Raw genomic sequence first — 22,378 nt, forward strand, 5'->3', positions numbered from 1 at the left:
CGCCCGCGAGGGCCAAGTTCAAGGGGGGCACCCAGGAGAGCGGGAAGGCAGGGAGCGAGCGGCTCGCCGGCAGGAGGCGCCCGCCCGGGAGGCCGGCGGGGCCGGCGGGCGCCTTGGCACGAGGTGCGCGGCGGACCCGCGCCCGCCGGCTTCACCAGCGCGGCGCGCATTCGCCTCGCCGGGCCGCCGGCCGGAGCGGCGTCACGGCGTGGGGAGATCGCGCGCGCACGTCGCCGTGACGTAGTAGCGCCGCGAGGTGCCCGCGTAGGAAGCCCGAAAGTCCGTCGTCTGCTTGTACCCGGCGGCCAGGAAGCTGCCGCCGTGCATGAAGCGCCCGCTCGAGCTGTTGTCGAGCCGCGAGCAGTCGTTGCAGGGCATCAGCAGCTGATAGTTATCCGAACCGTCACGGGTGGCCTTGTACGCGTTGCCAGCCAGGTCGAGCTGCCCCCACCGCCCGGCGCCCTGGGGGAACTTGCCGACGTCCGTGAGATCCGCGTGCGCGCAGGGATAGTTGCTCGGGTACGGCTCACCCAGGCAGCGGTTCGTTCCATCCCCCGCGACCGTGCCGTCGCCCTGGCAGCACCAGGAGGCATACCGTGTGACATCCGTGGAGCCGTCCTGGTTGACGCCGATGATGCTCTCGACGTTCGAGCCGCCCCACGGGAAGATGCGCTGCTCGTTGCCGCCGGCAGAGGCGTAGTTCATCTCCGCCTGGGTCGGCAGCCGGCCGCCGTCCCACGCGCAGAACGCGAACAGCTCGTACCACGTCGCGCAGACGATCGGCTTCTTCTCCTTGGCTCCAGGCGTGTCGCTCCAGGACGGCCATCCATAGGGATCGCAGATGAGCGCCGTCTTGAGCGCGCCCGTGTTGGCCGCGAGATACGTGTTCCACGACGGGTCCCAGCCGCTGTTCGCGATCTTCGGGTGCGCACCCGCGCCGGCGGCCGGCGGGTTGGCCTGGGTCGGGCCGCCGGTCTGCTCGAGGTACCGCCGGAAGCGCCCCACCGTGATCGAGTACTTGTCGAGGTAGAAGCTGCTGACCGTCGCGGGCAGACCCGCATTGTTGAGCCGGTTGAACGTGCCGCCCGGGACCGGAAGGGTCGAGCAGCAGTTATCGCCCCCCTCGACGCCGCAATTGGCACCTGCGCCAGGCGTGCTGCTGTTGCAGCTGATCGGCAGGCCAGGCACGCCGCCCCCGCCTCCGCCGCCCGCGCCCCCCGAGCCACCCGCGCCGCCGGCACCCCCCGCGCCGCCCGCGCCGCCCGCGCCGCTGGAGCTCGACGTCGTGGAGGAGGTCGTCGAGGCGCTGGAGCTCGACGTCGTGGAGGAGGTCGTCGAGGCGCTGGAGCTCGACGTCGTGGCGGAGGTCGTCGAGGAGCTGGAGCTGCTCGACGTCGCCGTCGTGCCCCCTGTCTCGCTGTCGTAGCAGACGCGGAGATACGGCCGCCGATCCAGCGAGGCCTCGCTCGTTCGGATGTGGGTGCGATTCAGGCTTTGCTCGAAGAACACACCGTTGTTCGCGACGGTGCGGTTCACCCAGCTCTGTACGGTGCTGGTGAGGCTGAGCGTGTGGTAAGTATACGTGTATCCCGAGCTCGCCGTGAAGGTCCCCAGGACGGTGGGATCCCAGGCGCTCGAGTGCGAGTTCCACGTCACGGTGTTCTCGTCCCAGGCCGTCGTGACCCGGTGCACGCGCATCACGTCGGGGGTCACGGCGCCGAGGTAGAGGTAGAGATCCGCCGAGACGATGGAGGCGTTGGCAGGGATCGACGAGAGATCGAACGCGATCAGCCCACGCAGCTGGGAGCCGGAGCTCTCGCCAGCATACATGTCGGCTCCGGTGGGGGTGTAGGTGGGGTAGGTCGAATTGATGAGGGCATCCTTGACCACGCCCGTCGTGCCGGTGCGCTGGAGAGTCACACAGACCGTCGCGGCCTGCTGCGCCTCACCGAGCAGCTCGTCACCTTCGTCTTGTGCGCCGACGCACCCGGCGAGCGCCGCGCCGGAGGCGGCGGCGAGAGACGCCAGGAGCAGATGCCGAGACCCTCTCATGATCGTTCGATTCCTCATGATGCTCTCCGATCCGCGTCGTCGGGCCAGCTCCGCCCGCGAGGCTGCGTGTGATGCCGTCGCGCAGGAACGCCAGAGAGCGCCCCCGCCAAAACCCCACCATCTGCCTGCGCGCCGTAAAGCATCACCTTCATCAGGTCAGCCGTCGGATCGTTCTGGCGTCAAACAGCGCGCGAGGAAAACGATACCGTTTTACGGCTTCTAATTGAATGCGTCAATTGGGAAGCGAGGTTTGTTGTCAAAAATCTGTTGATGTTGATTGTGATGTCAGAGCAAAACTAATCATTATTGATCGAGTCCTTGGTGATTGTCGAGTGCCGTGAGGCGCATTTGTGATGCAGCTCGCGTCTTGCTCACGTCTTGCTCACGTCTTGCTCACGTCTTGCTCACGTTCTGCGCGTGCCGCGCGACATGAGCAGCCCCATCAGCCTGAGCAGCCTGATCAGCTTGCCGGGGCGCGTGAGTCGATGGCGGATTCTGCCGTTCAGTCGAGCGTGCGGGGGGTGGTGCTGGAGTAGAAATGCCTGCGTTTGTCTACCTGAACGCTCGTTGGCCTACCTGCTGCTTTTTCCTGGCGGGGGCTCGTGGCCGGAAGCGCTGGAGAGGCCTTCTTCGACCTCGGTGACAATCATCGTCGCGAGCAGATCCAGCAACGCGCGGCCTTCGTCCTCGGACGCTTCGCGCGGAGATCCGGTGTAGGCGGCGTCCATGCCCAGCGCGCGGAAGCTCTTCGCTCCTGCCTTGATGCCCTCTGACAGGCTCAGGCCGAGGTCCGGCAGCGCCTGGGCGATGTCTTTCCGGACGAGCGCGGAGGCCGCGGCGAGGACGAGCGAGGTCTCGTAACGGCCCGCGTGGCAGGCGCCGCTCCGGAACTCCGCGGAGAGCGTCCGCGCCCAGCGGCGCGCGAGCGGGCACGCGACCGAGGCGCGGCCGAGGGGCAGGTCGCTGGTGGCGGCGCGCACGGCGCTGTCGTGCTCCGGCTCGAGGTGGTTGTTGATGAAGCAGACATGCGACAGGCCGGCCGACAGGTAGGCCTCGGCGACGGCGCGCAGAAAGGCGGTGAGCGCGGGCGCCGGGATCGAGATCGCGCCGGCGAAGCCCGCCGCGAAGTCGGTCACGCCATACCCTACGGGCGGGGCGAGGAGCGCAGCGACGCCGCGCGCCCAGAGCCGGCGGCCGGCCTGCTCGGCCGCGGCCTCGCCGATGAACGTGTCCGTACCGAGCGGCAGGTGCGGGCCGTGCGGCTCGACCGACCCGACCGGCACGAGCGCGACGCACGGCGCGCCACCCGCCAGAAGCGCGGCGAGCTCCTCCGTCGTGAGCTCCGCGAGGCGCGGCGCGGCCTGCATGGGCTACAGGCCCGCCGGGTTCTCGCCGGCGGCCTCGCGCTGCCGGAGCGCCTTGCGATCGACCTTGCCGCGATCGTTCCTGGGGACGTCATCGACGAAGGCGACCCAGCGCGGGTACTTGTGCTTGCTCAGCCGGTCCTTCACGAAGGCCTTGAGCTCCTGGGCGAGCTCGGCCCTCCCCTCGTCGGTGGCGACGCGGCCGCGCGCGTCGTCGCGGACCACGATGAACGCCTTCGGCTTCACGAGGCCCGCCTCCTCGGCGCCGATCACGGCGGCGAGGCTGACGGCCGGGTGCTCGGTCAGGCACTCCTCCACCTCGACCGGCGCGACCCAGACGCCGCCCACCTTGAGCAGCTCGTCGGCGCGCCCGCTGAACCAGAGGTAGCCCTCGGCATCCATGCGGAAGAGATCTCCGGTGCGGCACCAGTGGCCGTGGAAGGTGCCCCAGCTCTTCTCGCGATCCTGGAAGTAGCCGAGCGCGACCGAGTCGCCCTTCACCCACATGACGCCGGTCTCGCCGGGCGGGAGCTCGGGCGCGCCCGCCCCGGCCGCGTCCGAGGGGAGGATCTTGATCGTGTACCCCTCCACGACGCGGCCGAGCGACCCCGGGCGCACGTCGCCAGGGCGGTTCGTGCAGTAGATGTGGAACATCTCCGCGGAGCCGATGCCGTCATAGACGTCGGCGTGGAACCGCGCGCGGAAGCGCTCGAGGAGCGCCGGCGGCAGCGCCTCGCCCGCGGACAGGTGGAAGCGGACGCTGGAGAGGTCGAGGCGCGGGGCGCCGCGCGCCGCGCGGGCGTCGTCGTCATCGAGCAGCTTGCCCATCATCGTCGGGACGTTGGTGACGACCGTCGGGCGATAACGCTCGATGTACCGTGCGAGCGACTCCGGCGTCGGCCGCTCGACGAAGAGGCCCGACGTCGCGCCGACGGCGAAGGGGAACATCAGGTTGGTGCCCGTGGCGTAGCCAAAGAAGAGGCGCGGCACCGAGACGGTGATGTCGTCCTCGCGGTAGCCCACGGTCGCCTTGGCGTAGCGCTCGGTGTTGAAGGCGAAGTCGCGGTGCGTGTGCATGGCCGCCTTGCTCCTGCCGGTGGAGCCGGACGTGAAGAGCCAGATGGCGATGTCGTCGCGCCGGGTGGGGCGGGGGCCCACCGGGGCGCGCTTCGCCGCGAGCGCCGCGCGCCCCTGCGCGAGGGCGCCGCGGAGCGAGGTGCCACGCAGCGCCGCGAGGGCCGGCGAGACCGGGAGATCGGCCTCGAGATCGCCGCCGGTCGGGACCTCGGGCACCAGCACGACGGTGCGGACGTCCGTGGCGGCGAGCGCGCCTTGAAGCGCGAGCGCCTCGGCCACGCGCGGGATCGTGACGACCGCGGCGGCCCGCGTGTACTCGACGAGGTGCGCGAGGTCGGGCGCGGGCGCCTCGGGGTTGCCCATCGCAACGACGGCGCCGTGGCTCAGCGCCGCGAAGAAGGCCCAGACGAACGCCGGCGAGTCGTGCAGGACGATGAGCACCCGCTGCTCGAGCGCGACGCCCTCGACGGCGAGGTGCGCCTGGAGCATCCGGACCTTCTCGGCGACGTCGGCGTAGGTGTGCCGCTGATCACCGAAGAGCAGCGCGACCTTGTCGCCGAGCCCCTCGCGCAGCCGATCGAACAGGAAGTAGTCGGCGAGGTTGAGCTCGTCAGGGAACGTCGGTGCGGTCATCGTCACGCCTCCATCGCGGCGCCGTGAGCCGCCGCTTTCCGCCCTCCGTCGTCGCGATCCCCGGCTCGTCGAGCCCCTCGCGATCCCAGAGCTGGCACGTCACGGGTCGGTGGCGCTGATCGAGCGCCTCGCAGTAATTGGAATAGATGCAACGTCGGACCTCCCCGCTGCGCCCGAGCCGCACCTTCAGGAACCAGTCGGGATCCGCGAGCGTCTGCCGTGCCGCCCCGATGAGATCGGCCTCGCCGCGCGCGAGGATCGCCTCGGCCTGGGCGAACGTGCAGATCCCCCCCGCCACGACGACCGGCGTGCCGAGGCCGGCCTCGCGCAGGGCGCGTCGGATCTGCGCCTGCTTCGGCACCTGCCGCCCGAACGGCCCCGCCGCGTCCGAGAGCGCGGTCGGCATGCACTCGTACCCGCTCGGGCCGGTGTAGGGGTACGCGGCCTCGCCGACCTTGGGCTGCTTCGCGTCCTCGAACTTGCCGCCGGTCGACAGCGAGAGGAAGTCCATGCCGGCGCGCGCGAACGCGAGCGCGAAGAACGCCGCGTCGTCGACCCGGCTGCCCCCCGCGATGATGTCGTCGCAGAGGAAGCGGCAGCCCACCGTGAAGCGAGCGGAGACGGCGGCGCGCACCGCCGCATAGACCTCGAGCGGGAGGCGCGCGCGGCCCTCGCGATCGCCGCCGTAGCCGTCCGGGCGGGTGTTCAGCGCGGACAGGAACGAGGCCATGGTGTAGGCGTGCGCGTAGTGGAGCTCGACCCCGTCGAAGCCCGCCTCGCGCGCCCTCACGGCGGCCTCGGCGAAGAGGCCCGGCAGCGTCCGCGGCAGATCGCGGATGTGAGGGAGCGCGACGTCGGTGACGCGCTCGCGCTCGCCGAAGCGCAGCGCCTCGAGCTCGCGGGGCGCGAGCACGGCCTCGAGCCGCGCGTCGTCGAGCGCGATGAGCCGCTCGCGCACCTCGCGCTCCGGCGCGTCCCGGAGCGGCGGCTCCCCGAGCGCCTCGGACAGGGCGCGCCGGTGCGCGCCGGTGATCTCGAGGAACTCCCGCAGGAACCTGTCCTTCGCCGGGCGCCTGCGGATGCGGAGGAAGTCGATGAGCTGCAGGAACACGCGCGTCCTGCCGGCGCTCCGCGCGCGGACCGTCCGGACGAGCTCCCGGAGCCCCGGGACGAACCGATCGTGTCCGGCGCGGAGCAGCGGGCCGCTCGGCACGTCGCGGATCCCGGTCGCCTCGACAACGAGGGCGCCGGGCTGGCCTTCGGCGAAGCGGCCGTACCAGTCGAGCACGTCCTGCGTGACGACGCCCTCCTCGGTCGCGCGCCACGGGACCATCGCGGGCACCCACGAGCGCTCGGCGAGCTCGAGGCCCGAGGCGAGGCGGAGGGGCGAGAAGAGGCGCGCGCGCGCCGCCTCACCCGCGGTGGGAGGCTCCTCGCGGGGCAGCGCGTGGCGGATCCTCTCCGGCGGCCTCCACATGGCTACCGCGCCTCGTCGCGAGCGCGCTCGTCGGCCGGGGGCTCCGCGGCGGCGCGCTCGAGGATGCCCTTCGCGATGATGAGCTTCTGGATCTCCGTCGTCCCCTCGTAGATGCGCAGCGGCCGGATCTCGCGGTACAGCCGCTCGACCTCGGTCCCCTCGATGACCCCCATGCCGCCGTGGAGCTGGACGGCGCGGTCGATGATCCGCTGCGCCGCCTCGGTGGCGAACATCTTCGCCATGGCCGCCTCGGTCGAGACGCGCGCCGCCGCCCCGGCCGCGGCCGTGTCGCGCTTGTGCGCCGCGCGGGCGACGAGCAGGCGGGCCGCGTCGAGCTCGGTCGCCATCTCGGCGAGGTAGGCGCGCACCATCTGCTGCTCGGACAGGGGCGCCCCGAACTGCCTCCGCCGCGTGACGTGCGCGATCGCCTCGCGGAGCGCGCGCGCCGCCATCCCGTTCGCCGCCGCGCCGACCGAGATCCGGAAGGCGTCGAGCGTCTGCATCGCGAGCTTGAAGCCGCCGCCCACCTCGCCGAGCCGCGCGCTGTCCGGCACGCGGCAGCCCTCGAAGCGGAGCCGGCCGATCGGGTGCGGGACCGACATCGGGAGCGGCTCGGAGGTGACGCCCTGCGCGCCGCTGTCGACGAGGAACGCCGTGATCGCGGCGCGCCCGCCGCCGCGCTCGCCCGCCGCGCCGCCGCCGTCGCGCGGCGGCGCGCCCGTGCGGGCGAAGACCACGAGGTGGTGCGCGAGCGGCACGTTCGAGATCAGCACCTTCTCGCCGTCGAGGACCCACCCGTCGCCCTCGCGGCGGGCCTCGGTCCTCAGCGAGGCGACGTCGCTGCCCGCCTCGGGCTCGGTCAGCGCGAAGGCCCCGATGCGCCGCCCCGAGAGCACGTCGGGCAAGATCGCGCGGCGCTGCGCGTCGCTGCCGGCCAGCACGATCGGGTACGAGCCGAGCCCCTGCACCGCGAAGATCGCGTCGGCGAGCGGGGCGACCTGGCCGAGCGCCTCGCGGATGAGGACCAGCGAGCGCACGTCGACGGCGGTCGCGTCCGCGGGGAGGCCGCCGCCGCTCGGCGCGCCGCCGAGCGCCTCGGGGACGAGGTGCGCGTAGAGCCCGAGCGGCTCGCCCATGCTGCGCGCGACGGCGGCGGCGTCGTGCGTCCTGGCGAGCCGCGCGAGCGGCGCGAGCGCCTCGGGCGTCAGCCGCGCGGCGAGCGCGGCGTGGCGCTCCTCGAAGAAGACGGGGAGCTCGGCAGAGGAGAGCGCGAGCCCGCTCATACGCGGGGCGTCTCCTGGCCGGTGGACCGCGGGGTGGGGGGGGCGTCGGCGTCGCCGGGCGCGGCCGGCGCGTCGCCGTGGTCAGCGCCCTCGAAGCGCGGCGGGCGCTTCGCCCTGGTCGCCTCGTGGGCCTCGCGGAAGTCGGGGTGGGCCATGCAGATGGCCTGCGCCTGCGCCTCGGCCTCGATCGCGGCGGCGAGGGGCATCGTGCGCTCGCTCTCGAGCATCTGCTTCGTGATCGCGTGCGCGAACGCCGGCCCGCGCGCGAGGCGCTCGGCCCAGCCGCGCGCCACGCCCAGCGCGTCGCTGTCGGCGACGACGCGGTTCACGAGGCCTATGCGGAGCGCCTCGTCGGCGCCGATGAGATCGCCGAAGTAGAGCAGCTCGGCGGCGCGCCCCTGGCCGACGATGCGCGGCAGGAGGTACGAGGCGCCCATGTCGGCGCCGGACAGGCCGACCTTGGGGAAGATGAACCCGAAGCGGGCGCTCGCCGCGGCGATGCGCAGGTCGCAGGCGGCGGCGATCACCGCGCCCGCGCCGACGGCGACCCCGTTGACGGCGGCGATGACGGGGCGCCGGAGCTCGCAGATGCTCTGGATCAGCGCGCCGGTCGCGCGGGTGAACTCGAGCAGCCCCCGCGCGTCGCGCGCGAACAGCTCGGCGATGATCCCCTCCACGTCGCCGCCCGAGCAGAAGCCGCGCCCCGCTCCGGTGAGCACGACCGCGCGCGCGGCCGAGCGCTCGAGCGAGCGGAACGTGGCCGTGAGCTCGCCGTAGACCTCGAAGGTGAGCGCGTTCAGGCGGTCGGGGCGGCTCAGCGTGATCTCCGCGACGCCGCGGCTGAGCTCGAGATGGAAGGAGCGGGGTGTGAGGGTCATGGGCATCTCCTGGGTCCGGCGGGCGCCGGACGCGAGCCTCGCGCGATCAGGGCTTCGTCCGCGTGCGCCGCGGGGGGCTCCGCGCGCTCCGCTCGGCGTGCGCGCGGGCGCTGCCGGGGCGCGACGGGACGGGCATGTCCGGCTCGCGGAGCGTGGTGCGCAGCTTGTCGAGCAGCCGCGTCAGCGTGGAGAGCTCGGCCGGGCTCAGCCCGGAGAACACCTTCGCCACGCGCGCGGCGTGCCGCCGCTCGGCGTCGCGGAACGCGCGCTGCCCCTTCGCGGTCAGGTGCACCCGCCACGCGCGGCGGTCGCTCGGGTCGGCCCGCCGCTCGACCATGCCGTCGCGCGCCGCGCGATCGACGAGCCCGGTGAGGTTGCCCGCCGTGACGAGCATGCTGCGGGAGAGCGACGCGAGCGTCTGTCCGTCGCTGCGCACGAGGTTCGCCAGGAGGTCGAAGCGCGGGAGGGTCATCTCGTGCTCCAGGTCCTCCCGGATGGCCGCGAGCGCGCGCTTGTGGACCGCGAGGATGCGCACCCAGGCGCGCACGGCGGCCTGGTCGCCGCGCGCGCTCTCCGGCGGGGGGACCACGGCGAGCGGCCGCCTCGCCGGCGCCCCGCGCCTCACGGGCCGCCCTCGCCCCCGCGGCGCGCGTCGAGCGCCGCGACGGCCTCGATCTCCACGAGCGCGCGCCGCTCGACGAGCCCCGCGACGCCGAGGAGGGCCATCGCCGGGAAATGCTTGCCGAACCGCGCCCGCCACGCGGCGCCGATCGCGCGGAGCGAGCCCCTGTACGCCTCGAGATCGGTCACGTAGACGGTCATGCGGGCGACGTCGCCCGGCTCCCCGCCGGCGGCCGCGACGACCGCGAGCACGTTGTCGAGCGCCTGGGCGAACTGCTCGGCCAGATCGTCGCTCCGGAACCGCCCGGACGCAGGGTCCCACCCGATCTGCCCCGCGATGTGCAGCGTCCTGCCGCTCGTCACGACGCCGTTGGCGTAGCCTCGCGGCGCAGGCCACCCGGCCGGCTGCACGATCTCGAGATCGCCGCTCATCGCATCACCTGCCCCCCGTCGACCGGGATCGCCTGGCCATGGATGCTGCGCGCCTCGTCGCTGCAGAGCATCGCCACGACGAGCGCGACCTCGCCGGGCTCGACCATCCGGCCCTGAGGCGACATCGACTCGAGCGACCGCCGCGCCGCGTCCTCGCCCCGCCCGGTCTTCTCCGCGATGCGGGAGATCGCCTCGTCCGCCATCCTCGTGTTCACCCACCCGGGGCAGACGCAGTTGATGGTCACCGGCGTCCGGGCGATCTCCAGCGCGATGGCGCGGGTCATTCCGACCATGGCGTGCTTCGACGCGCAGTACGCGGTCGAGTAGGCGCACCCGACGAGCCCGGCGGTCGAGGCGACGTTGACGACGCGCCCGAACCCGCGCGCGATCATCTTCGGGATCAGGGCACGGCAGAGCGCGAAGGCGCCGGTCACGTTGACCGCGAGCATGCGGTCCCAGAGCGCGTCGCTCGTCCTGTCGAACGGCGCGCTCTCGGCGACGCCCGCGTTGTTGACGAGCACGTCGATGCGCCCGAGCTGGGCCTCGAGCGCGGCGATCGCCGGCGGCGCGCCCTCGCGATCGCCGACGTCGAGCCGGACGGCGACGCCCCCGATGGCCGCCGCCGTCTCCTCGATCTCGGCCTGCGTGCGGCCTGCGACGGCGACGCGCGCGCCGCCCTGCGCGAGCCGCTCGGCGATCGCCCGGCCGATGCCGCGACCCCCACCCGTGACGAGCGCGATCCTGCCTTCCAGGGACATCCGGAGCACCTAAATCATATATATATGAAGCACAAGCCGAAGTCACCCTGGTCGGCGCGCGCTGCGGCGCCCGCTCGCCGAGGTCGGAGTCGGCCACGTCGCGACGGAACGCGCGGATCGGCCTCATTTTCCTCGCTCTCCTTGCTCTCCTCGCCCGTCTGGCGCTCGCCGCGCGCGGCGTACGCTGCGCGTCGTCGTCTGGAACGTAGTGGATGGAGAGCATGGACGAAGACCAGAGCGCCCGTGGCCGTACGATCTGCGCCGCGAGGGCGGCATGGTCCGGCTCGACGGCTGCTCCGGGCTCGCCGGAGCGCGGAGCACGAGCTCCGCCCCGCGATCTCGCTCGCGCAGTCGATCGTCGACGTGGTCGATCCGATCCACTACGCTGCGCGCCTGTTCGTCGCGCGCCACGACGGCGTCGCGCCGAAGAGCATCTACATGACCGAGAGCATCAACCGGTTGGCACCGGCGACACGTTCGCGCCGCCTCGCGGCACCGAGATGCATGCCCTGGCGAGGGGCTTGCCGCTGCAGCTGCCGGCGGGCGCCGTGAGCGCGGCCGGCGCGCTCGCGTCGCGCGTCGCCGCGCTGCTCGCATGCGCCGGCGTGGAGGCGCGGCCCCCGGCGGCAGGGGCGGGCGCGTGGTCCCTCGCGCTGGCCGAGCCGCCGGATCTCGCGGCGCTCTACGCGGCGGCGGACGGCATCGCGCTCCCGGACGGCACGCTCATCCTGCCGCGCGGCGACGTCGCGCGGGCGACGGCGTGGCTCGCGGAGGAGCGCTCGCTCGACTGGGCGCGCGACCTCCTGGTCATCGGGGAGCGGGAGGATCTCGTCATCGTGCTCGACCTCGACGTCGCGGGCGCGCGCGCCGGGGGCGGCGTGCTCGAGGCGCCGACCGACGGCCTCGCCTCGTTCCAGCGCGTCGCCCGCTCGGTGGTCGGCTACCTGGAGCGGCGCCTCGGCGTCGCAGGGGCCGAGGCCGCGGCGCCCGAGGTGCGGGCGCGCGAGGCCGCGGCGCGCCGCGACGTCCCGGCGCTCGTCGAGGCGCTCGCGGAGGAGATGTACCCGGGCGCGGAGCGGCAGGTCGCGCACGCGGCGCTCACGCTGGGCGGGCTCCTGTCGGAGCGCGGGGACGAGGCGGCGCTGGACGCCTTCGCGCGCTCGGTCGAGGCGCGGATCGCGGCGGCGCCGCGGGGCGCCGCGGGGCCGGAGCGGCTCGCGGCGTGGCGCGCGTGCGAGATCGCGGCGCGGGAGGCGGGGGCTGAGGTGATCGCCGCGGCGTGCGCGGCGCGGGCGAGCGGCAGGGGGTAGGGGGCTGGCCTCGAAGCGCCTCGGTAGACGGCGCTTCGTCGCTCAGCGGACCGAGCTCACCTTTCGCCCCGCTCCCGGAGCCTCGCGCGCCACGCGCGCACCACGGTCGTCTGATCGCCCTTGCGCAGCATGAACTCCGTCAGCCCCGCGACGTCGAGCCCCGGCAGGAGCCGGCTCTGCCCCGCCTCCGCGTAGCCGTCCGGGCCGAGGAGGTGGATGGAGAGCTTTCCCTTCTTCAAAAACCAGACCTCGGGAACGCCGAGACCCGCATAGACGGAGAGCTTGTTGATCGTCCCGCTCTTCTCGATGATCTCGATCGCGAGCTCCGGGATCTCCCCGTCCTCGACCGTCCCGAGCACATAGCACTCATCCGGCTCGACCCCCCGCTGCGCGAGCTTCTTGCGGACGGTCATGCTGCCGTACCCGCTGAGAGGCAGCTCCGCCTCCTCCGCGTAGGCCTCGACGAGGCGGGCCAGGATCGTCTTCCGCCCCTCGTGCGGTCCGCCCGGGCTCATCAGCTCCAGCACTCCCTCGCAGTACGTCACCCGCACGCCAGCCCGGTCGCCGAGGGCGGCCAGGATGGCCTCGTACTGCTCCCACGAGACGTCATGAACGACGAAGAGCTGGTCTTCCGAGCCGTCCGCCGCGACAGCGTCGGCGGCGCCGGCAGCGGGGGCGAGGAGGGGTGCAGCGGCGGCCATGACAGCGTGCTCCTTCGGAGAGTATCGCCGCCGGGCCGCACCCTGGCAACCGCCGATCCGAGCGCCCGCGCACCGCTGCCCCGCTCGACCGTCCTGACGCGCGCCACGGCCTCGCCGGACGCTGCCAGGGGCGGGCCCGGGTGCGCCCGGGAGCCGCGCCTTCAGAACACGCGCCCCAGCCCGTCGAGCGCCGCGACGCGGTAGGCCTCGGCCATGGTGGGGTAGTTGAACGTCGTGTTCACGAAGTACCGGATCGTGTTGTGCGGCGCAGGTTGCGACATGATCGCCTGCCCGATGTGGATGATCTCCGCGGCGTTCTCGCCGAAGCAGTGGATGCCGAGCAGCGCGAGCGTCTCGCGGTGGAAGATCAGCTTCAGCATCCCGACCTGCTGGCCCGTGATCTGCGCGCGCGCGAGCGTCTTGAACGTCGACTTCCCCACCTCGTAGGGCACCTTCTCCGCCGTGAGCTCCCGCTCGCTCTTGCCGAGCGACGAGATCTCGGGCGTCGTGTAGATGCCCGTGGGGATGTCCCGGACCAGCTTGTCGTCGGCGTGGCCGCAGAGGTGGCTGGCCGCGTACCGGCCCTGGTCGTAGCTCGCGCTCGCGAGCGCCGGGAAGCCGACCACGTCGCCGACCGCGTAGATGTGCGGCTGGCTCGTCTGGAAAGTCTCGCTCACCTCGAGCTGACCGCGCTTGTTCGGCGTGATGCCGACGCTCTCCAGGCCGAGATCGGCCGTGTTGCCCGACCTCCCGTTGGCCCAGAGGAATACCTCGCTCCGGAGCTTCTTCCCGCTCTTCAGGGAGAGCACCACGCCCTCCTTCGTCGCCTCGACCGCCTCGTGCTCCTCGCCGTTCAGCACGCGGATCCCCTTGTCGCAGAAGTGGTAGCCGAGCGCGTCGGTGATCTCGTCGTCGAGGAACTCCAGGAGATGGGAGCGCGTGTTCACGAGGTTCACGGCGACCTGCATGTTGCGCAGCATCGACGCGTACTCGCAGCCGATGACGCCGGCCCCGAAGATGGTGATGCTCCGGGGGGTGTGATCCATGCGCAGCAGCGTGTCGCTGTCGAAGACGCGCGGGTGGCTGAAGTCGATGTCGGCCGGCCGGTACGGGCGCGAGCCGGTCGCGATGACGAAGCTGTCGGCCGTGTACCGCCGGCGCTGGCCGCCGTCGCTCTCCACCTCGATCGTGTGCGGATCGACGAACCTGGCCTGCCCCGGAACGAGCTGGACGCGGTTCCGGTCGTAGAAGCTCTCCCGCAGATCGACCTGCTCGTCGATGACGCGGTTCGCGGTCGCGAGGAGCTCGGCGAACGGGTACTCCGGAACCACATCCATCCGCTTGTAGATGGGGCTCTGGTTGATCAGGTTCATGTGGTAAATCGCGCGGCGCAGCGCCTTGCTGGGGATCGTCCCCCAGTGGGTGCAGCCCCCGCCGACCCGCGCGTAGCGCTCGATCGCCGCGACCGATTTGCCGTGCTTCGCGGCCGTCATGGCGGCGCCTTCGCCGCCCGGCCCCGTGCCGAGGATGATGAGATCGAAGTGCGGGGTGGTCACCATCGAGTTCCTTGCCTCCGGCGCGCCGAGCGCGCGCGTGCGCCGGGAGAAGGCTACTCGAACTGGAGCGGCTCGTCGTCGCCCCCGACGCCGAGCATCTCGAGGATCTGCCGCACCTCCATCGCGGCCTCGACCTCCGGGCCCGCGTCCAGGAAGCCCTGGAGGTGCTTCCGCGCGAGCGCGCGGTTGCCGCGGGCCGCGTACGCCAGCCCCATCGCGTGCATCGCCTCGCCGTCCTTCGGGAACCGGCGGAGCGCCTCCTTCGCCTGCGCGGTCGCGCCGTCCGTGTCGCCGAGGCGACGGAGCGCGTGCGACAGGGCGACCCGCGCCCCGAGGAAGCTCGGCGCGAGCCGCACGGCGGCGCGGTAAGCGTCGCGCGCCGGCTCGAGCTGGCCGAGCTCGTAGAGCGCGTGCCCGAGCAGGTTGTACGCGTACGGGTTCGACGGGGAGGCCTTGATCACGTCGCGCAGCGCGACGAGCGCCTCCTGGACTTGCTCCTCTTGCAGGAGCTCGGCCGCCTCCTCGACGGCCTCCCAGTGGGCGGCGTCGATCGATTCGTCCACCACGGCTCTGAGCACCATGGCGCGCAGTCTAGCCAGAATCGGCGCGCCGTCCTGGGCTCCTTCGTGGTACCGGCCGGGCGGTGAGGCGCCCGCCGCGGATCCGGCCGCTCTTGTGGCACGCGAGCGCCGCGATCCCGGTGCTCGGCGCCGCCGCGGCGTTCTACGGGCCCGCGCTCGCCAGGACGGGCGGCGTCTGGCCGGCGCCCCTCGACGACGTCTACATCCACTTCGGGTTCGCCCGCGCCGCGGCCCTGGGCCACCCGTTCTCGTGGATCCCGGGCAACGGCTACTCCTCGGGCGGGACCAGCCTGGCGTACCCCCTCGCCCTGGCGCCCGGGTACCTGCTCGGGTTTCGCGGCGCGTGGCTCGGCCTCTTCGCCGCGCTCCTCGCGTGCGCCGCGCTGCTCGACCTCTGCCGATCGCTCCGGTGGCTCCTCGATCCGCGCGGCGGGCCGGGCGCCGCCTCTTCTCGCTGGGTCGCCTGGGCCGCGCCGCTCTTCGTCGTGGCCGTGCCGCTGCTCGACTGGAGCTGGTTCTCCGGGATGGAGGTCGCGCTGCTCGGCGCGGTGATGGGCCGGGCGCTCGTCGCGGTGCGGCGCGCCGAGCTCGCCCCGCCGGCGCAGCGCCCGGCCGAGCAGCTCCGGGCAGGGCTCCTCGCCGCGCTGCTCGTCGCGACCCGGCCCGAGGCCGTCGCGCTCGCGGCGCCGCTCGCGGTCGCCGTGGCCCACGCGGCGGGCTCGCTGGGCGCGGCGGCGTCGCTCGCGCGCGCGTCCCTGCCGACCGCGCTGCTCCTCGGCGCGCAGGCCGCCGCGAACCGCGCGCTCACGGGGGAGTGGAGCGCGGCGGGGGCGGTGCGCAAGCTCATCCTCTCGAACCCGTACGCGGCGCCGCTCGAGAAGGCGCTGGAGGTGATCAAGAACCTCGCCGCGCTGCAGGTGCAGGCGCTGGAGAGCGCGCTCGGCGGCCCGTCCTACGCCTTCCTCTTGCCGCTGCTCGGCGCGATCGCGGCGCTCGACCGGCGGACGCGGCGCCTCGCCGTGCCGCTCCTGATCGGCGCCTACGGCTCGCTGCTCCTCGTCGCGCTCAACGCGACGGCGCGCTACCAGAACCTCCGCTACGCCGCCCCGGCGCTCGCGATGCTGCTCGTCGCCGCGGCCCTCGGGACCGAGGCGCTCGCGCGGCGGGGGCGGCTCGCGGCCGGCGTCGCCGCCGCGCTCGCGCTCGCGGCGCTCGCGGCGCCCTCCGCGTGGTTCGCGCGGCAGATCGACCACTTCGCCCGCTCCTCGGCCAACATCGCCGGGCAGCATGTCGAGGTCGCGCGGCGCCTGGCCGCGCGCGCGCGCCAACACCGAGCGCCGCGGCGGGTGCTGCTCGGCGACGCGGGCGCGATCCCGTACCTGTCGGGGATCCCCGCCATCGACGGGCTCGGGCTCGGCGGGTACCGGGGGATGCCGTTCGCGCGGGCCTCGGTGCATGGGGTGCCGGCCGTCGTCGAGCTCATCGAGCGGCTCGACGCCGCCGAGCGGCCCGACGTGTTCGCCCTGTACCCCTCGTGGTGGGGAGGGCTCGCGGACGTCTTCGGCCGGCGCGTCGACGCGGTGAAGATCGAGGACAACGTGATGTGCGCCGCGGACGAGAAGGTGATCTACGAGGCGGACTGGTCGGCGCTCGCGCCGCCGGGCGAGCGCCGCGACGGGGCCATCGACGAGGTGGACATCGCCGACCTGGTCGACGAGCGCGCGCACGGCTACGCGTTCCCGTCGCCGCGCGGCGGCTGGGTCGTCGGCGCCGTGCTGCGGGACGGGAGCGACGGCGGCGGTGCGCCGCGGTTCGACGCCGGCAGGATCATACCCGAGGGGCGCGAGCAGTCGTTCGCAATCAGAGCGGCCGCCGCGGCCGCCGCGAGCGCCCGCGGGCCCGCCGTGCTCGCGCTGCGCACCGACGGGGGCGGCCCGATCGCGATCGGCGTGGCGATCGAGCGCGCCGCGGACGAGGCGCGCGTCGAGGTGCCAGAGCGCCCTCTGGACCGCTGGTCCGAGATCCGGGTGCCGCTGCGCGACGTCGCGCCGGGGGACCTTGTCCGGATCCGCGCGCTCCGGGGGACGTTCCGCAGCTTCCATGTCTGGCTGCTGCGGCCGTGATCGGCCTCCTTGCCGCCCGCGCGGTGTCCTCGTGGCGCGCGCCCGCGACACAGCGCGTCGCGAGCCACGAGGACGTCGCGCGACGGATCCATGGTAAGAGCCACCACGTGGCGAGGTGGTTCCGTGCGTCGGCCTTCGCGGCGACAGCTGGCAGGGAGGTGGCCTCGTTCGCGAGGCAGGCCGTCCTCCTGCCGTACGACACCCTCGCGCCGGTGATCCCTGACGGGGCGCGCGACGGCGACGAGGTGGTGGTCATCCTTCACGGGCTCTTCGCCTCCGCCGGCGTCCTCCGGCCGTTGCGCACGGCGATCGAGCGCCACGCCGCGATGTCTCGCGCCTCGCGGGCGCGCGGTCGGACGGACCCGGCGCGCGCCGAGCCGTCGTGGTCGGTCCACACGGCGACGATGTCCTACGCGCCGGGGCCCGGCGTCGAGGCGCTGTCGGCGCGCCTCGCGGCGCTCGTCGCGGCGCTCCCGGACGGGGCGCGCTTGCACCTCGTCGGCCACAGCATGGGCGGCATCGTGTGCCGCTTCTTCGCGCAGGAGGTCGGCGATCCGCGCGTCGTGCAGACCATCTCCATGGCGAGCCCGTTCGGCGGCATCCCGCGCGCAGGGCTGCTCGGCTTCGGCGGCGCGCGCGATCTCGACGCGTCGAGCCCGGTCCTCCGGCGCGTCCTCCTCGGGACGGCGCGGTCGAGCATCCCGCACCTGTCGATCGTCGCGGGGGCCGACACGCTGGTCCGCTCGCCCATCGCGCACGCGCTGCCGGGCGGCGAGGTGCGGGTGATGGAGGGGCGGGGGCACAACACGCTCCTCTTCGATCCCGAGGTGGCCGCGCTCGTGGCGCGGCGCATCGTCGAGCGGCGCGGCCCCGCGCGCTGACCTATCCCCGCTCGGCGCTTCGTGGTAGCTCGCTCGCGTGCGCTCGCCCATCGCCTGCCTCGCAGCCCTCGGGGCCTTGCTCGCCCCGCTCGCCTGGTCCTCGCCTTCGCGCGCGGACGCCTCCGCGTGGACCTTCGTGGGCGCCGGCGCGATCGGCTGGAAGCAGGGCGAAAGCGATCTCGTCTTCGACGGCGCGCTGTCGTGCGACGTCGGCGTCGGGACCACGCCCGACGCGCCCGTCATCGTCGGCGGCCTGATGCGCGCGACGCCGATCCTCGACAGCGGCATCGATCTCGCGCTGCTCGCCCGGGTCGCGACGCGCGGCTTCCAGGCTGGCCAGCTGGGCCTCGCCCTCGACGCGGGCGGCTACCGCCGCTTGTGGGGCGCAGGTTCCACGGGCGTGGCCGGCGCGCTCACGCTGGGGGCGCCGCTCGGCATCAGCCTCTCGCTCCAGGGGAGCTACGGGACCGACAAGGCGATGTCGTTCGCCGCCATCGCGGGCATCGACCTGCTGCGCCTCACCGTCTACCGGCAGTCGCTCCTGCCGCTGTGGCCGAACCCGTTCCCCGCGCAGCAGCGCGGGCAGGACGTCGCCTCGCGCTGACCTGGCCGCCCCCGGCGAGCGGGTTCGTCGCGCGAGCGACCCGACCAGGGCGGCGATCTCACCCGGCGGGGCGCCCCCCCGAGCCGTCCTCGAGCCACGCCTCCGAGAGCTCGAGCGTGCGGGCATTCTCCTCGACATTGCGGAGGAAGCTGTCGCGCGTCCGCAGGTCTGCGATCTGCACGGCCACGGCGAGGAGCCGGTCGCGCGCGTCGGCGATCGCAGCCCGCGCCGCGCCGCGCTCGCCCGCCGCATAGAGCGCCTCCGCGTGCACGAGGCGTGCGAGCGCCTCGCCCTCCTCGACCTTCGTCACCGTGGCCAGCAGCGCCATGGCCGCGCGGCTCTCCGCGAGCGCCTCGGCCGACCGGCCGCGCGCGAGCAGCACAGAAGCCAGCGTCGCTCGGGCCGCGACCTGGGCTTGCTGCGCGGTCTCCAGCAGCGCCACCGCGCGGCGGGCCTCGCCCTCCGCCTCGTCGAGCCGGCCCGCGCTTCGCAGGATCCCCGCCAGGTAGGTGCGAGACCAGCCCTCCCCCCGCCGGCTGCCCTGCGCGGCGCACAGGGCGGCGGCCTTCGCCTCCACCACGCACGCCTCCTCGAGGGCGCCAGTACGGCCGAGGACACGACCCAGGTCGTGCAAGGTGAAGCCGAGGACGTAGTCCAGCCCCATCTGCTCGGCTTCAGCGACCGCGGCGCGCAGGCGCGTCTTCGCTTCCGCGTACGCGCCGAGCAGGGATTCCCGGAATCCGAGGTTGCACCGCTCGACGCACGCCCTCCGTAGGTCGCCCACCTCCTCGTAGCAACGGAGCGCGCGCGCGGCGAACGCGCAGCTCTCTTCCAGATGGCCGGCGAAGAGCTCACGCATCCCGCGCTGTCGGTAGATCGGCCCGCTCACGCTCGGGTCGTCGCGAAAGCGCTCCGCGACCGACTTGATGCGGGCATCGATCGCCTCGGCCCGCTCGTGGAGACCCGCGAGCAGGAGGTCCAGCGCGATCGACGCGGCCGTCGTCACCGCCGGAGCGGTCGCCTGCCCGTCGGGCCGCCAGGCGTCCGCGAGCATCGTGTCGAGCAGGAGGAGGTCCTCCGGCTTCCCGAGGTGCCTCGCCGCCCGTCCGGCCTCGGCCAGCGCCGCATACCAGGGCGCAGTGCCCTTCGGCAGCACGCGCAACGCCACCTGGGCGCACCGACCGAACTCCGCGATGTCCCCGCGCCACCGGCGCGCCTCGGTGCGCAGCAAGAGCAGCTCCTCCCGCGCCGCGCCGCTGACCCCGAGGGAGAGGGCGCGCTCGGCCCACCGCAGCACCGCGGCGAAGTCGTTCGCGGCGAACGCCTGCGCGGCGGCCGCCATGTAGAGCTCGGCGGCGCGCGCGAGCTCGCCGGCGCGATCGAAATGCTCGGCGATCACCGCCGCCGACGGCTCGGCGGCGCGCTCGAGCCACGCCCCCGCCAGCCGATGCCCGAGCGCGCGATCCTCCTCGGTGAGCATCCCGTAGGCCGCCTCGCGCACGAGCGCGTGCCGGAACGCGATCTCCCGCTCGCCTTGGAACCTCGAAGCAGAACGCGTGATGATCCACTCCAGGCCCTCCAACCGGGCGAGGTGATCGTCGATCGACCCGTCGTCCATGCCACCCAGCAGCGAGTCGATCGCGCCTCGCCAGAAGACGTCGCCGAACACGCTCCCGGCGCGCAGCAGCCGGCGCGCCATGTCGTCCAGCCCTTCGAGGCGGGACCGCACCATGGCCAGCACGGTCTCCGGAGTGCTCTGCTTGTTCCCTTCGTAGGTCGCGCGGATCAGCTCTTCCAGGTAGAACGCGTTGCCTTCGGCCTGCGTCACGATGCGCTGAAGGGTCGCTTCGCTCACCTGGTCGCCGAGCACTTGCCTCACGAGCCGCGCGCTCGCCCTGGAGGTCAGCGGCTCGAGGCGAATCTCCTGGAGCTGCCGCTCGGCCCACAGCCGGGGGAACACCTCGTGGACGTCCGGGCGCGCCAGCGCCAGCAGCATCCATGGCCGATCGCGGACGCGGCGCAGCGCCTCGTCGAGGTATTGAACCGTCGGCGCGTCGCTCCAGTGCAGGTCCTCTATCACCAGGAGCAAAGGGCGCTCCCCGGACACCGCCTCGAGGAAATCCACCCAGGCGCGCTGCATCTGATCGCCGAGGAGCCGGACGTCCCGGCGCGCGGCGTGCAGCTGAATGCTGTCCTCGTCGGGAAACGGCGTATTCAGGAGCTCTCCGAGGAACTCCGAGACGCGCCGCGCGTCGGCCCCGTCGAAATGCTTGTTCACGTGGGCGCGGAGCTTCTCGCGGCGCTCCTCCAGCGGCTCTCCGCCCTGGATGCCGCCGCAGGCCTGCCGCAGCGCCTGACCGAGCAGACCGAGCGCGGCGCCCGTGCGCAGCGGGTCCCCTCGGCCGACCCACAAGGCGAAGGGGGGGTCGCGCTGGCGGACGCGGAGCAGCAGCTCGTAGGCGATGCGCGATTTGCCCATGCCGGCCGGCCCCGTCACGAGCACCGCGCGCGCCCTCGACTCCTCGATGGATTGGGTGCGCAGCGCCTCGATGGCCGCGATCACCCAGTCGCGCCCGACACATGCGGTCGGCCTGCCGAGCAGCGTTCGCGCGCCCTTCGCGAGCGCCTGTTCGCCCTGGAGCCACAGGCCGGTCTCCGTCTCGAGGACATCGAAGCGGGCGTCGAGCAGCCCGGCGGTCACCTCGTCGATCGCGATCGGCCGCGCCTGGCCTGCCGCGTGCGCGGCGCCGGCCGAGGGCGCGGACTGCGCCAGCGTCCGTGTCGCGCGGTCGATGAGCTCGCTGGCAGGCAGCCTCCCCGACAGCTCTGCGGTGCCCGTCGCGAGCGCCAGCTGACGGCCGCCGGCGTGCTTGCGCAGCGAGAGCGCGCAGCGGGCCGCTCGCACGGCCTGATCGGTCGCCAGGCCAGTCCCGGTGAACGTCATGAGGATCGAGCTGTCCATCAAGAGGTCGAGCTGAACCCCGAGCGCAGCGACCTCCCGGGTCATCTCCTCCGCGGCGGACGCGATCTCGGTCTCCGCGTCCGATCGCCCCGCGCCGCCGGCCATGGGTGGCTCCGGGGCCATCAGCAGCACGCACGTCACCCTTCGTTCCTTGTGGGTCAGCGACGGCGGGGAGGAGGACGGCGACGCGCGGACCGAGGCCACCGGGGTCGACACCTCCGCAATGGGGAGCGTCGCTCCCAGGCCCACCGCATTGAGCGCCGCGGCCACCGCGGCGCCGTCGCACGGGCGCTGCGCCGGGTCCTTGGCGAGCATCCGGGTGCACAGCACGTCGAGGGACGGCGGCACATCGGCCCGCAGCTCGCTCGCCCGCTGGACGTCCTCCAGCACGATCTTCAGCAGGATGGACATGAAGCTGTCGCCCCTGAAGGCCTGTACGCCGGTCAGGCATTCGAACAGCACGCAGCCGAGCGCGAATACATCGGCGCGCGCGTCGACCGCCGCCCTGCTCCGGGCCTGCTCAGGCGCGATGTAGGCGGGAGTCCCGACGATCATCCCCGACTGGGTCATTCGTGATGCGTCGGAGAACCGGGCGATCCCGAAGTCGAGCAGCTTCACCCGCGCGACGTCGCGCTCCACGAGGAACAGATTGGAAGGCTTGAGATCGCGGTGCACTATCCGGTGCGCGTGCACGACCGCGAGCGCCTCGGCGGCGCGGGTCATGAGCGTGACCGTCTCGTCCACGCTGAGCCCTCGACGCCCGAGCCTCGTGCAGAGATCCTCGCCCTCGAGCCACTCCATGGCGAGATAGGGGACTCCCTGCGCCGTCATCCCGTGCGCCACATAGCGGCAGATGCCCGGGTGCTCGAGCTCGGCGAGCAGAGCGGCTTCGTGCATCAGGCGCTCGACGTTCCTCGGGTCGAGCTGCTGCAATAGCTTGACGGCGACGGGCTCACCCGAGGCTCGATCGCGAGCCTGGTAGACTTCCCCCATGCCGCCGATTCCCCCGAGCTTTTCGATTTCGAATCGCCCGGCGATTACCTCTCCCCCCCGCATGGGGGCGCAGTATCCCCCGGATCGAGGAA

Annotated in this window: 16 protein-coding genes and 1 pseudogene; 4 read left to right on the forward strand and 13 right to left on the reverse strand. The window is 73.3% G+C overall.

What is annotated here, in order from left to right:
- Nucleotides 1–201: 201 nt before the first annotated feature.
- The 9 genes and pseudogenes from WME97_RS10840 to WME97_RS10880 all read right to left on the reverse strand — a co-directional run bounded on the left by WME97_RS10840 (nt 202) and on the right by WME97_RS10880 (nt 10,575).
- Nucleotides 202–2,052 (reverse strand): DNRLRE domain-containing protein, encoded by a 1,851-nt coding sequence (locus WME97_RS10840; RefSeq protein ID WP_437551787.1) that lies wholly within the window; start codon nt 2,050–2,052, stop codon nt 202–204.
- A 572-nt stretch (nt 2,053–2,624) separates the two neighbouring features.
- The gene (locus tag WME97_RS10845) at nt 2,625–3,419 is read right to left on the reverse strand and encodes a creatininase family protein (RefSeq protein WP_437551789.1); all 795 of its coding nucleotides are present in this window, start codon (nt 3,417–3,419) and stop codon (nt 2,625–2,627) included.
- 3 nt (nt 3,420–3,422) lie between these two features.
- A complete protein-coding gene (locus WME97_RS10850) occupies nt 3,423–5,126 on the reverse strand; it encodes a benzoate-CoA ligase family protein (protein WP_437551791.1) in 1,704 nt (567 codons plus the stop codon).
- Nucleotides 5,104–6,603 (reverse strand): NADH:flavin oxidoreductase, encoded by a 1,500-nt coding sequence (locus tag WME97_RS10855; protein ID WP_437551792.1) that lies wholly within the window; start codon nt 6,601–6,603, stop codon nt 5,104–5,106. Before WME97_RS10855 ends, WME97_RS10850 begins: the two co-directional genes overlap by 23 nt.
- A 2-nt stretch (nt 6,604–6,605) precedes the next feature.
- Nucleotides 6,606–7,886: an acyl-CoA dehydrogenase family protein gene (locus WME97_RS10860; protein WP_437551794.1), complete on the reverse strand. Its 1,281-nt coding sequence runs from the start codon at nt 7,884–7,886 to the stop codon at nt 6,606–6,608.
- Nucleotides 7,883–8,857 (reverse strand): annotated as a pseudogene (locus WME97_RS10865) (enoyl-CoA hydratase family protein); the annotation flags it as partial. The gene WME97_RS10860 and the pseudogene WME97_RS10865, both read right to left, overlap by 4 nt.
- Complete coding sequence (locus WME97_RS10870) at nt 8,811–9,353, reverse strand: MarR family winged helix-turn-helix transcriptional regulator (RefSeq protein ID WP_012234634.1); 543 nt, start codon at nt 9,351–9,353, stop codon at nt 8,811–8,813. The pseudogene WME97_RS10865 and the gene WME97_RS10870, both read right to left, overlap by 47 nt.
- Nucleotides 9,354–9,385: 32 nt before the next feature.
- The gene (locus tag WME97_RS10875) at nt 9,386–9,817 is read right to left on the reverse strand and encodes a RidA family protein (RefSeq protein WP_437551796.1); all 432 of its coding nucleotides are present in this window, start codon (nt 9,815–9,817) and stop codon (nt 9,386–9,388) included.
- Nucleotides 9,814–10,575, reverse strand: a complete 762-nt coding sequence (locus WME97_RS10880; protein ID WP_437555358.1) for an SDR family NAD(P)-dependent oxidoreductase — start codon at nt 10,573–10,575, stop codon at nt 9,814–9,816. The genes WME97_RS10875 and WME97_RS10880 overlap by 4 nt, the downstream gene beginning before the upstream one ends.
- 521 nt (nt 10,576–11,096) lie before the next feature.
- Here WME97_RS10880 and WME97_RS10885 point away from each other — a divergent pair.
- Nucleotides 11,097–11,885, forward strand: coding sequence for a hypothetical protein (locus WME97_RS10885; RefSeq protein WP_437551798.1), 789 nt, complete (start codon nt 11,097–11,099; stop codon nt 11,883–11,885).
- Between the two features lie 56 nt (nt 11,886–11,941).
- Here WME97_RS10885 and WME97_RS10890 read toward each other — a convergent pair whose 3' ends face one another.
- The 3 genes from WME97_RS10890 to WME97_RS10900 all read right to left on the reverse strand — a co-directional run bounded on the left by WME97_RS10890 (nt 11,942) and on the right by WME97_RS10900 (nt 14,723).
- Nucleotides 11,942–12,586 carry a Uma2 family endonuclease gene (locus tag WME97_RS10890; protein WP_437551800.1) on the reverse strand — a complete coding sequence of 215 codons (645 nt, stop codon included), beginning with the start codon at nt 12,584–12,586 and terminating at the stop codon, nt 11,942–11,944.
- 161 nt (nt 12,587–12,747) lie between these two features.
- Nucleotides 12,748–14,145 carry a Si-specific NAD(P)(+) transhydrogenase gene (gene sthA, locus WME97_RS10895; RefSeq protein ID WP_437551801.1) on the reverse strand — a complete coding sequence of 466 codons (1,398 nt, stop codon included), beginning with the start codon at nt 14,143–14,145 and terminating at the stop codon, nt 12,748–12,750.
- A 50-nt stretch (nt 14,146–14,195) separates the two neighbouring features.
- Complete coding sequence (locus tag WME97_RS10900) at nt 14,196–14,723, reverse strand: tetratricopeptide repeat protein (protein ID WP_437551803.1); 528 nt, start codon at nt 14,721–14,723, stop codon at nt 14,196–14,198.
- A 62-nt stretch (nt 14,724–14,785) separates the two neighbouring features.
- On the opposite strand from WME97_RS10900, the gene WME97_RS10905 reads away from it, so the two are divergent.
- From WME97_RS10905 to WME97_RS10915, 3 genes are all read left to right on the forward strand, one after another.
- Nucleotides 14,786–16,846: a hypothetical protein gene (locus WME97_RS10905; protein ID WP_437551805.1), complete on the forward strand. Its 2,061-nt coding sequence runs from the start codon at nt 14,786–14,788 to the stop codon at nt 16,844–16,846.
- 107 nt (nt 16,847–16,953) lie between these two features.
- Nucleotides 16,954–17,727 (forward strand): esterase/lipase family protein, encoded by a 774-nt coding sequence (locus WME97_RS10910; RefSeq protein ID WP_437551807.1) that lies wholly within the window; start codon nt 16,954–16,956, stop codon nt 17,725–17,727.
- 37 nt (nt 17,728–17,764) lie between these two features.
- A complete protein-coding gene (locus tag WME97_RS10915) occupies nt 17,765–18,331 on the forward strand; it encodes a hypothetical protein (RefSeq protein ID WP_437551809.1) in 567 nt (188 codons plus the stop codon).
- A gap of 58 nt (nt 18,332–18,389) precedes the next feature.
- Here WME97_RS10915 and WME97_RS10920 read toward each other — a convergent pair whose 3' ends face one another.
- Complete coding sequence (locus WME97_RS10920) at nt 18,390–22,349, reverse strand: protein kinase domain-containing protein (protein WP_437551811.1); 3,960 nt, start codon at nt 22,347–22,349, stop codon at nt 18,390–18,392.
- Between the last annotated feature and the right edge of the window lie 29 nt (nt 22,350–22,378).

The organism is Sorangium sp. So ce367 (assembly GCF_051520455.1).
In the GTDB taxonomy this organism is placed as follows: Bacteria; Myxococcota_A; Polyangia; order Polyangiales; family Polyangiaceae; genus Sorangium; species Sorangium cellulosum_B.